General features: G+C 71.8%; 15 protein-coding genes. 8 read left to right on the forward strand and 7 right to left on the reverse strand.

Annotation, left to right across the window (positions count from 1 at the left end; translation table 11 throughout):
• Positions 1–4: 4 nt before the first annotated feature.
• Positions 5–952 (forward strand): alpha/beta hydrolase, encoded by a 948-nt coding sequence (locus RUR49_RS01445; protein ID WP_409144549.1) that lies wholly within the window; start codon positions 5–7, stop codon positions 950–952.
• A gap of 38 nt (positions 953–990) precedes the next feature.
• Positions 991–1,977, forward strand: a complete 987-nt coding sequence (locus RUR49_RS01450) for a flavin reductase (protein ID WP_409144550.1) — start codon at positions 991–993, stop codon at positions 1,975–1,977.
• A gap of 29 nt (positions 1,978–2,006) precedes the next feature.
• Here the strand turns inward: RUR49_RS01450 and RUR49_RS01455 are convergent, their stop codons facing one another.
• The 3 genes from RUR49_RS01455 to RUR49_RS01465 form a co-directional block, all read right to left on the reverse strand.
• Complete coding sequence (locus tag RUR49_RS01455; protein WP_409144551.1) at positions 2,007–2,309, reverse strand: AzlD domain-containing protein; 303 nt, start codon at positions 2,307–2,309, stop codon at positions 2,007–2,009.
• Positions 2,306–3,034 carry an AzlC family ABC transporter permease gene (locus RUR49_RS01460; protein WP_409144552.1) on the reverse strand — a complete coding sequence of 243 codons (729 nt, stop codon included), beginning with the start codon at positions 3,032–3,034 and terminating at the stop codon, positions 2,306–2,308. Before RUR49_RS01460 ends, RUR49_RS01455 begins: the two co-directional genes overlap by 4 nt.
• Before the next feature lie 86 nt (positions 3,035–3,120).
• On the reverse strand, positions 3,121–3,585 hold the full coding sequence (locus RUR49_RS01465) for a CYTH domain-containing protein (protein ID WP_409144553.1): 465 nt from the start codon (positions 3,583–3,585) through the stop codon (positions 3,121–3,123).
• A 124-nt stretch (positions 3,586–3,709) separates the two neighbouring features.
• On the opposite strand from RUR49_RS01465, the gene denD reads away from it, so the two are divergent.
• Positions 3,710–4,687 carry a D-erythronate dehydrogenase gene (denD, locus tag RUR49_RS01470; protein ID WP_409144554.1) on the forward strand — a complete coding sequence of 326 codons (978 nt, stop codon included), beginning with the start codon at positions 3,710–3,712 and terminating at the stop codon, positions 4,685–4,687.
• A 12-nt stretch (positions 4,688–4,699) separates the two neighbouring features.
• Positions 4,700–4,921: a hypothetical protein gene (locus RUR49_RS01475; RefSeq protein ID WP_409144555.1), complete on the forward strand. Its 222-nt coding sequence runs from the start codon at positions 4,700–4,702 to the stop codon at positions 4,919–4,921.
• Between the two features lie 60 nt (positions 4,922–4,981).
• Here the strand turns inward: RUR49_RS01475 and RUR49_RS01480 are convergent, their stop codons facing one another.
• Positions 4,982–6,100, reverse strand: a complete 1,119-nt coding sequence (locus RUR49_RS01480) for a TRAP transporter substrate-binding protein (protein ID WP_409144556.1) — start codon at positions 6,098–6,100, stop codon at positions 4,982–4,984.
• A 287-nt stretch (positions 6,101–6,387) separates the two neighbouring features.
• Between RUR49_RS01480 and RUR49_RS01485 the strand changes: the two genes are divergently transcribed.
• From RUR49_RS01485 to RUR49_RS01495, 3 genes are read left to right on the forward strand one after another with little or no spacing between them, the layout of a single operon-like run.
• Entirely contained in the window at positions 6,388–7,440 is a 1,053-nt protein-coding gene (locus RUR49_RS01485; RefSeq protein ID WP_409144557.1) for a MaoC family dehydratase, read from the forward strand.
• Between the two features lie 35 nt (positions 7,441–7,475).
• Positions 7,476–7,961, forward strand: coding sequence for a hypothetical protein (locus tag RUR49_RS01490; protein WP_409144558.1), 486 nt, complete (start codon positions 7,476–7,478; stop codon positions 7,959–7,961).
• A gap of 25 nt (positions 7,962–7,986) precedes the next feature.
• Positions 7,987–9,762, forward strand: coding sequence for a chloride channel protein (locus RUR49_RS01495; RefSeq protein ID WP_409144559.1), 1,776 nt, complete (start codon positions 7,987–7,989; stop codon positions 9,760–9,762).
• A 23-nt stretch (positions 9,763–9,785) separates the two neighbouring features.
• Here the strand turns inward: RUR49_RS01495 and RUR49_RS01500 are convergent, their stop codons facing one another.
• From RUR49_RS01500 to RUR49_RS01510, 3 genes are all read right to left on the reverse strand, one after another.
• A complete protein-coding gene (locus tag RUR49_RS01500) occupies positions 9,786–10,637 on the reverse strand; it encodes a hypothetical protein (protein WP_409144560.1) in 852 nt (283 codons plus the stop codon).
• A gap of 98 nt (positions 10,638–10,735) precedes the next feature.
• Positions 10,736–11,536 carry a metal ABC transporter permease gene (locus tag RUR49_RS01505; protein WP_409144561.1) on the reverse strand — a complete coding sequence of 267 codons (801 nt, stop codon included), beginning with the start codon at positions 11,534–11,536 and terminating at the stop codon, positions 10,736–10,738.
• A 2-nt stretch (positions 11,537–11,538) separates the two neighbouring features.
• On the reverse strand, positions 11,539–12,462 hold the full coding sequence (locus RUR49_RS01510; protein WP_409144562.1) for a metal ABC transporter ATP-binding protein: 924 nt from the start codon (positions 12,460–12,462) through the stop codon (positions 11,539–11,541).
• Between the two features lie 136 nt (positions 12,463–12,598).
• On the opposite strand from RUR49_RS01510, the gene RUR49_RS01515 reads away from it, so the two are divergent.
• A complete protein-coding gene (locus tag RUR49_RS01515) occupies positions 12,599–13,915 on the forward strand; it encodes a zinc ABC transporter substrate-binding protein (protein ID WP_409144563.1) in 1,317 nt (438 codons plus the stop codon).
• Positions 13,916–13,917 lie beyond the last annotated feature (2 nt).

Genomic DNA, 13,917 nt, shown 5'->3' on the forward strand with positions numbered 1-13,917 from the left:
CCGCATGAACACGCGTCCCGACGAGTTGCACCCGAAGCTGCGCACCATCCTCGCGGCGCCGGAGAACCCGAATGCCACGCCGGTCGAGGTCCAGGACCCGGACGAGGCACGGCAGGAGTGGAAGGCCGACATCCTCGCCGTCGACGCGCCGGCGCCACAGGCCGTCGGCGTCACCGAGACGAGCTTCACCGGGCCGGCCGGACCGATCGCGGCCCGCCTCTACGTGCCGGAAGGCTCGCGGGCCGAGGCGTGGCCACTGCTGATCTACTATCACGGCGGCGGCTACATCCGCGGCGACCTCGACACCCACGACTCGCTCTGCCGGGTGCTGGCCCACGAGACGCCGTGCGCCGTGCTGTCGGTCGACTACCGCCTCGCGCCCGAGCACCGCTTCCCGGCCGCCGTCGACGACGCGCTGGCTGTCCTGCGCGCCGTTGCCGACGACGCCGCCCGCCTCGGCATCGACGCCCGCCGCATCGCCGTCGGCGGCGACAGCGCCGGCGGCAACATCGCCGCCGCCGTCACACTCGCCGCCCGCGACGAGGGCGGCCCGGAGCTCCGCTACCAGCTGCTGATCTACCCGGTGACGGATCTGACCAGCGACACCGAGTCCAAACGGCTGTTCTCGAAGGGCTATCTCCTCAACTCGATGCCCTTCTACATCGCGAGCTATCTCGGTCCCGACGGCGACGGCACCCATCCGCTCGCATCGCCGCTGCTGGCGCCGGACCTCACGCGCCTGCCGCCGGCACTCGTGCTGACGGCTGGCTTCGACCCGCTGCGCGACGAGGGCGACGCCTACGCGGCGCGGCTGGCGGAGGCCGGCGTGCCGGTCGAGCACGTCCGCCACGGCGACATGATCCACGGCTTCGTGTCGCTGCGCGGCCTTCTCGACGAGGCGGACGAGGCGCTCACCGACTGCGCGCGGCGGCTGGCGAAGGCCTTCGCCTGACGGCGGGACGGGCGACGCCGAACGGGACGGACCGACCCATGGACCAGATCGTCGGCGAGGCCGGCACCGTGCAGCCGGAGCTCTTCCGCCAGGGCATGCGGAGCCTGTTCAGCGGCGTCTGCATCATCAGCACGATCGACGGCGGCGAGCGCGTCGGGCTGGTCGCCTCGTCGGTGACCTCGGTCTCGATGGAACCGCCGACGCTGCTCGTCTGCATCAACAAGAACGCCAGCGCCCACGACGTCGTCATGCGCTCGGGCGTCTTCGCCATCACCATCCTGGCGGAGAACCACGCCGAGATCGCCCGCATCTTCTCGTCGAGCCGGCGGCGCGAGGAGCGTTTCGTCACCGGCCGCTGGAAGGCGGCGCCGACCGGCTGTCCGATCCTGTCGGACGCGCCCGCCTCCTTCGATTGCCGCACCGTGCAGGTGATCGACGGCGGCACGCACACGATCTTCCTCGGCCGTGTCCTCGATGTGCAGATGCAGGCCGAGCCGCCGCCGCTTCTCTACGGCTACGGCAACTTCGGCGCCTACGTGCCGCGCACGGTCTTTGCCGCCTCGCGGGATCAGGTGACGACCCGCAACGGCGCCACCTTCGACCTCACCGTCTACAAGAACTCCCTCGACCAGACCGAGCATTTCGCCCTGTCGAAGGGCGACATCGCCGCCGGCGGGCCGGTGCTGACCCGCGTCCAGGCGGTCAACCTCCTGCAGGACGTCATCTTCGACGATTTCGACCACCAGGGCGGCGTCTTCCAGACGGCGCTCGAGATGATCGGGCGGGAAGGTCGCGGCCTCGCCGTGCTGCTCTACGAGGTGGCGCCCTATCCGTCGGAGCGGCTGCGCGCGCGCCGCGAGGGCCAGTCCCGCAGCCTCGACCTCCTCGAGTTCGGCGTCTGCTCGCAGATCATCCGCGACCTGCACGTCGACAGCCTCGAGCTGATCGGCCGCGGCGACGGTACGACGGCCGAGATCCTGCGCAGCTTCGGCTTCAAGGTGACGGGCTGGCGCCCCGCCGGCTGATGCATCGGGGCGGCGGGGCGGCCTCCGCCTCAGCCCGCCATCATCCGCAGCAGCGCCGCCGCGACGACGCCGACGGCGACGACGGCGATGAGTGGCAGGCGCAGCGCGGCCAGCGCCGTCAGCACCGCAGCGATCGTCTCCGGCCAGCCCGTCGCCAGCACCGTCGGGGCGATCAGGGCGGCGAGCACGGCCGCCGGCACCGCCTCGAAGGCGGCCCGGGCTCGCGGATGGCGCAAGGCCGACGCCGGCACCACCAGTCCCGCGAGGCGGGTGAACACCGTCGCCGCCGCCATCGCCAGGATGGCCGCGAGCGTCGCCGGATCGAGGCTCACGGAGCGGTCTCCCGGCGGGTCGGCAGCAGGGCTGCGACGGCGACGCCGGCGGCCGCTCCCACGGCGATCGACACCGGGCCCGGCAGCAGCATGCGCGCCCCGACGGCGGCGACGCCCGCCACCGCAATCGTCGGCAGGAAGCCGCGCGTGTGGCGGAAGCCGGCGATCAGCCCGATGAAGATCGCGGTGAAGGCGAAGTCGAAGCCGTAGGCGGCCGGATCGCCGAGGCGCGCGCCGACGACCGCGCCGGCCGTCGTGAACACCACCCAGTTGACGTAGAGAAGCCCGCCGAGACCGGCATAGAAGGCGGGCGTCAGCGGTCGTGCTGCCGCCCGCCGCTCCGCCATCGCCCAGATCTCGTCGGCCAGCAGCAGCAGCGCCAGCACCCGGGCGATCGGGTGGAACCCCGCCATCTTCGGCGCGATCGAGGCACCCATCAGGATGTGGCGGAGGTTGACCAGCAGCGCCGCCGAGCCGAGCGTCACCCAGGCGGCCGGCGTCGTCCACAAGTCGAGGGCGACGAACTGCGAGCCGCCGGCGAAGACGAGGCCCGACATCAGCGCCACTTCCAGCGGCGACAGCCCCTTCTCGGCGGCGAGCGCACCGAGCAGCAGGGCGAACGGCACCACCGCCACTGTCGCCGGCAGGATGGCCACGGCCCCGGCGCGGGCCTCGTGCCAGGGGGAGGGTTCGGGTGACGCGGCGAGGTCCGGAAGCGCGATCATGGCCGGTGTTTAGCGGGGCGGCCGCTGCCGATCTTGGACGAAAGTGACGCGAGGGCGTGCCGGGCGGCGCGCCTCGGTCGTCTCCCTCACCAACTCGTGAAGGGCTTCGTCGACAGCGCTGCGTTGCGGTAGCGCCGGTCGGCGGTGACGTCCTCGCCCGCCCAGTCCGGAACGGCGACCGCGGTGTCGTCGGTCTCGAGCTCGACCTCGGCGACCACCAGGCCCTCGTTGGCGCCGGCGAAGACGTCGACGGTCCAGTGGCCGCCTGGACGGTCCAGCGTGTGGCGGGTTTTGTCGACGAGACCGCCGCGGCAGAGCGCGAGCATCGCCTCGGCGTCGGCGAACGGAATCTCGTATTCGAACTCGTCGCGTGTGACCGCCGTGTTGTCGGCCTTGATCGTCAGGTAGGCCGTCTCGCCCGCCGTCCGCACCCTGATGGCGATGCGCTCGTCGGCGAAGAGATAGCCCTGGCGCAGCCGCGCCGTCTCGCGGACCTCGGCCCGCCAGCCGTCGCCCGTCACCAGGAACTTCCGCTCGATCTCTTTCGCCATGCCGTTCTCCAGGTTCCCGTCCGCCGCATCCGGGCGCGCACCCTCGGGGCGCCGACCCCATCTACATTGATCCTGCCCGCGTGAGCGGCCAATGTCCTCGCCCCGCCGTTCGAGCGGCGCGGCAATGAGGCCGAGGGACAAGAACACGATGCACATCCTCGTCACCGGCGGCGGCGGCTTTCTCGGCCGTCGTCTGATCGAACGCCTGCTGGCGGAAGGCCTCGACGGCCGGGCCGTCACCGCCATCACCGCCTTCGACGCGGTTCCGCCCGCTCCCTTCGCCGACCGGCGCGTCGCGCTCGCGACGGCCGATCTCTGCGACACGGCCGCCCTTGCCGGCGCGGCCGGCGACGGTGTCGACGTCGTCTTCCACCTCGCCGCCGTCGTCTCCGGCGCCGCCGAGGCGGACCTCGCGCTCGGCATGCGCGTCAACGTCGACGGCACGCGGGCGCTGCTCGACGTCCTCGCGGCCGGCGGCCGCCGTCCCCGTCTCGTCTTCGCGAGCTCGGTCGCCGCCTTCGGGCGCGTCGGGGCGGACGGCTTCGTCGATGACGCGACGACGCCGAAGCCCGCGAGCTCCTACGGCGCAGAGAAGGTGATCGGCGAGTATCTCGTCGCCGACCGGACGCGGCGCGGCGACATCGACGGGCGCTCGGTGCGGCTGCCGACAGTGGTGGTGCGGCCGGGCAAGCCGAACGCCGCCGCCTCGTCGTTTGCGAGCTCGATCCTGCGCGAGCCCCTCGCCGGCGAACGCGCCGTGCTGCCGGTGGCCGAGAGCCTGCGGCTGTGGATCTCCTCGCCGGACACGGTTGTTCGCAACCTCGTCCACGCAGCGGCCCTTCCGCCGGAGGCCTTCGAGGGCGACGCGACGCTGAACCTGCCCGGCATCACGGTGGCGGTGGCGGAGATGATCGCAGCCCTCGGGCGGGCGGGCGGCGACACCGGCCTCGTCGAACGGACGCCGGATGCACGCATCGGGAAGATCGTTGCGAGTTGGCCGGCCGGCATCCGCACCGACCGGGCGAACGCCCTCGGCTTCCGCCCGGACACGGACATCGACGCGATCGTGGCCGAGCACGTCGCGCTGATGAAGGCAGCCTGAGCGGAGACGATGGTGCGTGTCTGCGAGATCTGTCGTCGTCCCCTCGACAGCGAGCAGGATGCGCTGTCGATCGACTGCGGCGGCAACTGCTGGGGATGCGTCGGCCAGATCGAGGCCGACAGCGGCTACGAGCCGTCGGTCCGGCAGGTCGCCGGGGAAATCCGGCAGGGGCTGCGCCGTCAGGACGGGACGCCCCGGCTGACCCCGGAGGCGCCGACGTCTCACCCGAACTGACCAAACGAGAAAGGGCGCCGTCGCCGGCGCCCTTCCGTCATCGTCCGACCGCAGCGGCGATCAGGTCGGGGTCAGCTTCCCCTCGCGCTGCAGGTAGTACATGTACTGGTCGAAGGTGCCTTCGGTGTACTGGAACCACAGGTCCGCCTCGGCGCGATAGGCGACGATGGCGTCATAGATCTTCTTGAAGTTCTCGTTCTTCGCCGTCGTCTCGGCGTAGACTTCCTGCGCCGCGGCGAAGCAGGCGTTCAGCACGTCGAGCGGGAAGGCCGTCACCTTGGCGCCGGCGGCATAGAGCCGCTTGATCGCGGCCGGGTTCTCGATGTCGTACTTCGCCAGCATCCAGGTGTTGGCCTCGGCCGAGGCCGACTGGATCGCCGCCTTGTAGGTATCGGGCAGCGCCTCGAACTTGGCGAGGTTGACGAAGGCGTGCACGGTCGGGCCACCCTCCCACCAGCCGGGATAGTAGTAATAGGGAGCGACCTTGTAGAAGCCGAGCTTCTCGTCGTCGTAGGGGCCGACCCACTCCGCCGCGTCGATCGTGCCCTTCTCCAGCGCCGGATAGATGTCGCCGCCGGCGATCTGCTGCGGCACGACGCCGACCTTCGACATCACCTGGCCGGCGAAGCCGCCGATGCGCATCTTCAGGCCCTGCAGGTCGGCGGCGGACTTGATCTCCTTGCGGAACCAGCCGCCCATCTGCGCGCCGGTGTTTCCGCACGGGAAGCCGACGGCGTTGTAGCCCTTGTAGAACTCGTTCATCAGCTCGTTGCCGCCGCCCTGGTACAGCCAGGCGTTCTGCTGGCGGGCGTTCAGGCCGAACGGCATCGCGGCGCCGAGGCAGAAGGTCGGATCCTTGCCGACATAGTAGTAGCTGACGGTGTGGCACATCTCGACGGTGTCGTTGGAGACGGCGTCGAGCGCCTGCAGGCCCGGGACGATCTCGCCCGCCGCGAACACCTGGATCTTGAACTTGCCGCCGGTGAGCGCCGAGACCCGATCGGCGAAGAACTGCGCGCCGCCATAGATGGTGTCGAGCGACTTCGGGAAGCTCGAGGTCAGGCGCCAGTTGAGCTCGGGCGCGTCCTGGGCGATCGCCGGCATCGGCAGCGCGGCGGCGGTCGTCGCCGCGGCGGCCGAGGCGAGGCCGGCGGACTTCAGAAATTCACGACGCTTCATGAGTGTTTCCTCGGATGGTGTTCTGCAGGAGGCGACCCCTTCGCCCCCGATCGGGATCGGTCACGCCTTCGATCGCGAGCCGGCCGTCGCCGGCCGCCGCGCCGTGGCGCAGTCTCGTTCGTGCCGCCGATAAAGCCCCGGCGCCCCAAGGTTGGCAACTGGAAAGAAGGTGTAGACGCGCCGTCGCCCTGTCCCTCCGGGGTGCGCCGATTTCGCGTCTCCCGGCCGCTTGCCGACGGCGGAGCCATCGGCCACTGTCGCGTCCTCCCGTGGCGGGCGAGGCGCGCATGACGAAGACGAAGGCCGGCAACTTCTTCGAGGACTTCGAGCTCGGCCAGGTGATCCGCCACGCCACCCCGCGCACACTGACGGTCGGCGACGCCGCGCTCTACCAGGCGATCTATGGCGGCCGCTTCGCCGTGCAGTCGTCGGACCGCTTCGCCCGCGACATCGGCTACCCGCAGGCGCCCCTCGACGACCTGCTCGTCTTCCACACCGTCTTCGGCAAGACGGTGCCGGACATCTCGCTGAATGCGGTGGCCAATCTCGGCTATGCCGGCTGCCGCTTCCTGGCGCCGGTCTATCCGGGCGACACGCTGTCGGCGATCTCCGAGGTGATCGGCCTCAAGGAGAATTCGAACGGCAGGACCGGCGTCGTCTATGTCCGCTCGACCGGCTACAAGGACGACGGCACCGAGGTGGTCGACTATGTCCGCTGGGTGATGGTCAACAAGCGCGACCCCGGCACCCCGGCCCCGCCGGGCCACGTGCCGAACGTGCCGGCCGCCGTCGGCGTCGACGTCATCGGCAACGCCGCCCCGCTGATCGACATCGAGGCCTGGGACGACGACCTCTCCGGCTCGCCGCACCGCTTCGCCGACTACGCCGTCGGCGAGCGCATCGACCACGTCGACGGCACGACGGTCGAGGAGAGCGAGCATCAGCTGGCGACCCGCCTTTATCAGAACACGGCGCGGGTGCACTTCAACCAGCATACCGAGGCGGCCGGTCGCTTCGGCCGACGCCTGGTCTACGGCGGCCACGTCATCTCGATCGCCCGGTCGTTGTCGTTCAACGGCCTCGCCAACGCCTTCCACGTCGCGGCGATCAACGGCGGTCGCCACGTCGCACCGGTCTTCGCCGGCGACACCCTCTATGCGTGGTCCGAGGTGCTCGCCGCCGAGGAACTGGAGGGGCGGCCGGATGCCGGTGCGCTCAGGATCAGGACGGTTGCCGCCAAGAACCGGCCGTGCCACGACTTTCCCGACCGCGACGCCGCCGGCGCCTACGACCCGGCCGTCGTCCTCGACATCGATCTCTGGCTGCTGATCCCGCGCTGAGCGCGGACCGGCCAGCCACTCTGGAGCCCATGTCCTTGAAAGCGCAGTCCAAACTCGCCGGCCTCGCCGCCTTCGCCATCGCCGCCACCCTGGCGACGGGCGCGGCGGCGCAGCAGACGCAGTACCTCTTCACCGGCACCTTCCTGGTCACGGCGGCCAACAAGGCATGCAAGAACATGGTCGGCGACACCCGCGCCATGTCTTATGGCACCGTGCTGTGGGGCATGAAGACCCCGGACAAGGTCGCCAAGCCGGGCTTCGTCCTCGTCAATCCGAACGGCACCATCGTCATCGTCCCCACCACCAAGACGTTCAAGACGGCCGGCGAGTACGAACTGACACAGCTCGATCGCTGGAACGGCGTCGCGACCTGGACCTCGACCTACAGCGAGATGAAAATCTCGCCCTCGAAGATCGACGGCTCGACCACCCAGGTGACGATCACCGGCAAGCTCACCAAGCTCAACTTCGACGACAACTGCACGGTGACGTTCCGCGCCGTGGGCCTGCGTAACCCGTAGCAGCAGCAGCCGGGGGGCGGCGGAGGTGAGCGACACATCTGCGCCGGGTGCGCTGCCGTCCGCGTCCCCGCGCGACGACGCCGACCCGTCCGACCGCGAGCGCCTGATCGTCTTCTCGCTCGCCGCCGTCGGCGGGCTCTTCATCGCGGTGATCGTCGCCGCCACCCACACCCTCGTCGGCGAGATCCAGACGCTCTTGTTCGGCGCCGACGTCGACGTCGTCGGCACCGGCGGCGTGCCGCCCTGGCGCATCCTCACGGTCACCACGCTCGGCGGCCTCGTTCTCGGCCTCGTCCTCTGGCTCGCCGGGCGGCTGAACCGGCTGTCGATCACCGATCCCGTCGAGGCGAACGCGCTGGAAGGCGGGCGGATGTCGCTCGGCGACAGCCTGGTGCTCGTCGGCCTGTGCAGCCTGTCGATCTCGATCGGCGGCTCGGTCGGCTTCGAGGCGGCGATGACGCAGATCGGCGCCGGCCTGCTCTCCGTCGCGGGCCAGCGCCTCGGCGTGTCGCGACGGGCGCTGCGGGTGCTGGTGTCGTGCGGCACGGCCGCCGGCATCGCCGCGATCTTCGGCGCGCCGCTCGCCGGCGCGGTCTATGCGCTCGAACTGGTGGTCGGCGGCTACGCCGTCCGGGCGCTCGCGCCGACGCTTCTGGCCGCGGCAGCGAGCGGGCTCGCCACCCACTTCATCATCGGGCCGAACCCGCTTTTCCCGGCCGCCCACATCGTCGGGCCGGCGCTCTGGCACTATCCGTTCGCCGTCCTCGTCGGCATCGCCAGCGCCCTCGTCGGCATCGTCGTGATGCGCGGCACCACCACGGTGGAGGCCGTCCTGGCGCGCCTGCCGGGGCCGAAGGCGCTCAGGCCGGTGATCGGCGGGGCGGCACTCGGCGGGCTCGCGATCCTGGTGCCGGTCGTCACCGGGCCGGGCCACGCCGGCATCAACAACATCCTCGGCCACGACGCCACGATCGGGGCACTGGCGGCGATCGTCGTCGCCAAGGCGGCCGCCTCGATCGTCTGCATCGGCTCGGGCTTCCGCGGCGGCCTGTTCTCGGCCTCGCTGTTCCTCGGCGCCGCCTTCGGCTCGCTGCTGCACGTCGCGGCCGTGGCGCCGCTGCTCGGACCGGCCGAACCGAGCGGGCTCGCCGTGGTGACGGGCATGTCGGCGGTGGCGGCGGCGATCGTCGGCACGCCGCTCGCGATCGTGCTGCTCGCGGTCGAGACGACCGGCATCCACTCCGGCATCGTCTCCGTCGCGATTGCAGTGGTGGTGGCGAACCTCCTGACCAAGCGCTGGTTCGGCTACTCCTTCTCGACCTGGCGCTTCCACGTGCGCGGGCGCGACCTCACCGGCCCACGCGACGTCGGCCGCCTGCGCGACCTCAAGCTGGCGGACGTGCCGCTGGCCGACGTGCCGCGCTTTGCCGAGGGCCTGCCGGTGGGCGAGGCGGCCAACGCAAGCCGCGGCACCTTCGCCCTCGTCGTCGCCGTCGAGGCGGCGGACGGCAGCTTCCGTGGCCTCGTCCGGCGCGACCGGTTGCTCGAGACCTTCCTCTCCGCCCCCGAGACGCCGATCGAAACGCTGATCGAAGCGGTGCCGGCGACCGCCCACGTCGCCGATGCCGTCGCCGACCACGTCGAGACGATCGCCGAGGGCATCGCCGGCGTCCTGCCGGTACTCGACGCGAACGGCCGGCTCGCCGGCACCGTGCCGGAACGGGCGGTGCTGAAACGCTATCTCGACGAGTTGCTCGCCGCCGAGGCCGACGACACCGGGCCGCTGGAGGCGCGCCGCTGAGGCGATGCGCGCCGGAAGCCTCGTCAGAAGCGCCGCCAGACCGCCAGCATGACGCCGTTCTCGGCGAGCGCGCGGCGCCCGGCGACGACCGAGTTGGCCCCGACCTGCACCGACCAGCGGGCATCGAGGTCGTGGACGACGGAAAGCTGCACCCGCGTGTAGGCGCCGGCCTTGAAGCCGCCACTGCCGCCCCCGACGGTGTTGACCTGGAAGACCTGGGCGAGCGCCAGCCAGTCCGGCCGCGGCCGCACGCCGAAGGTGAGGTCGCCGCGCAGTTCGCTCGGCGGGTCGCCGTCGCGCCAGCGGTAGCCGGCCTCGGCGTTGACGAAGCTCGACCACGGGCCGAGCATGAAGCTCGTGCCGAAGAGAAGGCGCCCGTCGATCTCGAAGACGTTGTTGCCGACGAGCAGCGGATCGTTATCGTCGACCGAGCCGGGGATGCGCACCGAGCCCTGCATCGACACCACCGAGCCCTGCCAGACCCCCGGCCTCTCCGCCTCGAAGCGCACGAACCGCGCCCGCGCGCCGATCTCGGTGTAGCCGAGGCCAGTGCGCGCCCCGCCCCACTTCGAGGAATCGTTGACGTCCTCGAACCGCGGCGAGAACAGCACCGTCAGCCCCTCGGCGAGGCCGTATTCGGCGTAGGCGGAGAGCTCGGCCTTGGCGTAGCGGGAGCGCGAGACGCGGTCGCCGCTGCCGTCGAATTCCTGCGTGGCGAGCTTGCTCTCGAGCGTGACGATGACTTGGCCGGTGCCGGGCTCGAGCGTCCATGCCCCGGCCATCACCGCGACCGGCAGCAGCGCCGCGCCGCCCGCGGCCGCCGTGGCGGCGACGCGACATCGCAGTCCCCCGCCCGTGCTCGCCGCGCGCGCCATCCCCCGCCCCACCCGCCGGAGTGGCACGAGCATAGCGCGCACGGTTCGCCGCCGACAATCGGTGATTCGCCCGCGATTCGCTCCCTGCGGCGGGCCTTCTAGCGGCGGCTCGCCAGCATCGGCAGCGGCACCAGCGAGAGCATGAACAGCGCCAGCGCCGTCACCACGATCGAGGGGCCGGACGGGGTGTCGGCAACGAGGGAGAAGACGAGGCCGCCGAGCACCGCGACGGCGCCGGCCAGCGCCGCCACCACCGCCATCGCCTCGGGCGAGGCGACGAAGCGGCGCGCCGTCGCGGCGGGGATGATGAGGAGCGAGGTGATGAGCAGCACGCCGACGATCTTCATGGCGATGGCGATGACCACCGCCATCAGGAGCGTGAAGACGATGCGGCTGCGCAGGACGTCGACGCCCTCCGCCGCGGCGAGGTCGGGGCTGACGGTTGCGGCGACGAGGTCGCGCCACAGCCAGGCGAGCACCGCGAGCACGCCGGCGCCCCCGGCGAGCACGAGCGCCACCTCCCCCCACGACACCGACAGCACGTCGCCGAACAGGTAGGCGAGCAGATCGACCCGTAGCCACGCCATGAAGCCGACCGCCACCAGCCCGATCGACAGCGCCGAGTGAGAGAGGATGCCGAGCAGCGTGTCCGAGGGAATGGTGCGCAGGCGCTCCAGCACCGCCAGCAGCACGGCGACGGTGAGGGCGACGACGAGAACGCCGATCTGCGTCGAGATGCCGAGCGCCAGCCCGAGCGCCACCCCGAGCAGCGCCGAGTGGGCCATGGTGTCACCGAAGTAGGCGAGGCGGCGCCAGACGACGAAGCAGCCGAGCGGGCCGGCCACCAGCGCCACGCCGACGCCGGCGAGTGCCGCGCGCACGAGGAACTCGTCCGGCATGGCTAGGCCCCGCGCGCCGGTGGTGGCGGCGGGGCGCCGGGGTGGTGCGCGTGGCTGCCGTGGGCGCGACCGCCATGGTCGTGGGAGCCGTGGTCGTGGGGGCCGTGGCCGTCCGGATGATCGTCGTGAGGATGGCTGTGGTCGTGCGAGCCGTCGTGATGGTGGTGGTCGTGGGCGTAGACGGCGAGCTTCGCCTCGGCCGAGCGCGGCCCGAACAGGCGCACCAGCGCCGGGTCGGCGGCGATCTCGCGCGGGCGGCCGCTGCACTGAACGCCGCCGTCGAGGCAGATGACGCGGTCGGTCGCCGCCATCACGACGTGCAGGTCGTGGGAGACGAGCAGCACACCGCAGCCGGTGCGGTCGCGCATCTCGCCGATCAGTCCGTAGAGCTCCGTCTCGCCGGTGAAGTCGACGCCCTGCACCGGCTCGTCGAGAACGAGCAGGTCGGGCCGTCGCGCCAGCGCACGGGCGAGCAGCACCCGCTGCAGCTCGCCGCCCGAAAGCGCCTGGACGGCGCGCGCCTTCAGGTGCGCCGCCCCCGTCGAGCGGAGGGCCTCGTCCACCGCGCCCGCAGGCGGCCGGCCGGTCAGCGTCATCAGCCGCTCGACGCTGAGCGGCATCGTCCACTCGAGTTGCAGGCGCTGCGGCACGTAGCCGATGACGAGGCCGGCGCCGCGCTCGACCCGGCCGGCGTCGGCGCGGATCAGGCCGATCAGCGCCTTCAGCAACGTCGTCTTGCCGCCGCCATTGGGGCCGATCACGGTGACGATCTCGCCCGCCCGCACGGCGAGATCGACGTCGCGCAGCAGCCAGCGGTCGCCGCGCCGGATGCCGAGGCCGGTGGCCGAGACGAGCGCTGCGCGCGCGCCGCCGTCTCCCGGCGCCACCGTCCGACCGACCGCCCGTTCCGCGCCCTCAGATCCCACGCCGTCCGTCCCATCGCCGCCGAGGCCGCCCGGCCGAACCCGCCGCCGCCCCGGAGCGCGCATATGGCCGCTTGTCCGGCGCGGGCGCAACGTTATAAAGTTACAGCTTCCCCAACAGACCGAGCGGAGACATCCCATGCGTCGTACTCTCACGAGCGCCACCGTCCGCCTCGCGCTGCCGGCGGCGTGCGCCGTCGGGATCGGCAGCCTCGGAATGCCGGCGCTCCACGCGGAGACCGAGGCACCGTCGCCGCCGCCGAGCGTCGTCGTCTCGATCGCGCCGATGCACTCGCTGGTGTCCGGCGTCATGGCGGGCGTCGGCGAGCCGACGCTGCTCGTCAAGGGCGGGGCGTCGCCGCACACCTACACGATGAAGCCGTCCGACGCGGCCGCCCTCTCTGGCGCACAGATCGTCTTCCGCGTCGGGCCCGGCCTCGAGGCCTTCCTGGACGATCCCCTCGCGACGCTGGCGAGCCAGGCAGACGTCGTCGACCTTTCGGAGGCGCCGGGATTGCGGCTGATGCCGCTGCGCGAGGGCGGCATCTGGGAGGCCCACGACCACGGTCACGATCACGGGAGCACCGAGGCGAAGGCGGATCCGGCGGACGCGGATCATGATCACGACCACGACCATGCAGCGGCTGAGCCGGACGCGGACCATGATCACGATCACGATCACGGCGCTAACGCCGATGGCCCGGCGCACGCCGCGGCCGGGCATGAGGACCACGACGACCACGAGCACGAGGCGGCCGCCCACGGCACGGCGGATGCCCACGATCATGCGGACGATCACGATCACGCGGCTGCGCCAGCGGAGGCCCACGCCGATGCGCACGACCACGCGCACGACGCCCACGGTCACGACGCGCATGCCCACGACGCACACGCCGCGCACGCCAAGGCGGAGGCGCACGCCCACGTCAGCGAGCACGACATGCACCTGTGGCTCGACCCGCGCAACGCGGCGGCGATGACCCGGGCGATCGTCGCCACCCTCTCCGACGCCGATCCCGCCAACGCCGACCGCTACGCCGCGAACGGCGCCGCCCTCGAGGCCCGCATCGCCGCCCTCGACGCGCAGCTCGAGACGGAGCTCGCGCCGGTGCGCGAGAAGCCGTTCATCGTCTTCCACGACGCCTACCAGTATCTCGACGCCCGCTACGGGCTCACGGCGGTCGGCACGGTCACCGTCAGCCCCGACCGCGCGCCGGGCGCCCAGCGCATCCAGGAAATCCGCGCCACCATCGCCGAGCGCGGCGCCGTCTGCGTCTTCACCGAGCCGCAGTTCGAGCCGCGTGTCGTCACCCGGCTGGTGGAGGACACCGGCGTGCGCACCGGCGTGCTCGATCCCGACGCCGCGGCCGCCCACACGCCCGGCGCCGACCTCTATTTCGAGCTGATGGGCGACCTCGCGGCGAGCCTCGTGACCTGCCTCGGCGGCTCCAGCTGAGC

It is taken from the genome of Pseudoxanthobacter sp. M-2, assembly GCF_046156265.1.
Classification (GTDB): Bacteria; Pseudomonadota; Alphaproteobacteria; order Rhizobiales; family Segnochrobactraceae; genus CAMDHY01.

Coding starts and splice junctions, on each gene's coding strand:
- RUR49_RS01445 (WP_409144549.1), top strand. CDS start 5: ATGAACACGCGTCCCGACGAGTTGCACCCGAAGCTGCGCACCATCCTC.
- RUR49_RS01450 (WP_409144550.1), top strand. CDS start 991: ATGGACCAGATCGTCGGCGAGGCCGGCACCGTGCAGCCGGAGCTCTTC.
- denD (WP_409144554.1), top strand. CDS start 3,710: ATGAGGCCGAGGGACAAGAACACGATGCACATCCTCGTCACCGGCGGC.
- RUR49_RS01500 (WP_409144560.1), bottom strand. CDS start 10,637: ATGGCGCGCGCGGCGAGCACGGGCGGGGGACTGCGATGTCGCGTCGCC.
- RUR49_RS01505 (WP_409144561.1), bottom strand. CDS start 11,536: ATGCCGGACGAGTTCCTCGTGCGCGCGGCACTCGCCGGCGTCGGCGTG.
- RUR49_RS01485 (WP_409144557.1), top strand. CDS start 6,388: ATGACGAAGACGAAGGCCGGCAACTTCTTCGAGGACTTCGAGCTCGGC.
- RUR49_RS01515 (WP_409144563.1), top strand. CDS start 12,599: ATGCGTCGTACTCTCACGAGCGCCACCGTCCGCCTCGCGCTGCCGGCG.
- RUR49_RS01465 (WP_409144553.1), bottom strand. CDS start 3,585: ATGGCGAAAGAGATCGAGCGGAAGTTCCTGGTGACGGGCGACGGCTGG.
- RUR49_RS01460 (WP_409144552.1), bottom strand. CDS start 3,034: ATGATCGCGCTTCCGGACCTCGCCGCGTCACCCGAACCCTCCCCCTGG.
- RUR49_RS01480 (WP_409144556.1), bottom strand. CDS start 6,100: ATGAAGCGTCGTGAATTTCTGAAGTCCGCCGGCCTCGCCTCGGCCGCC.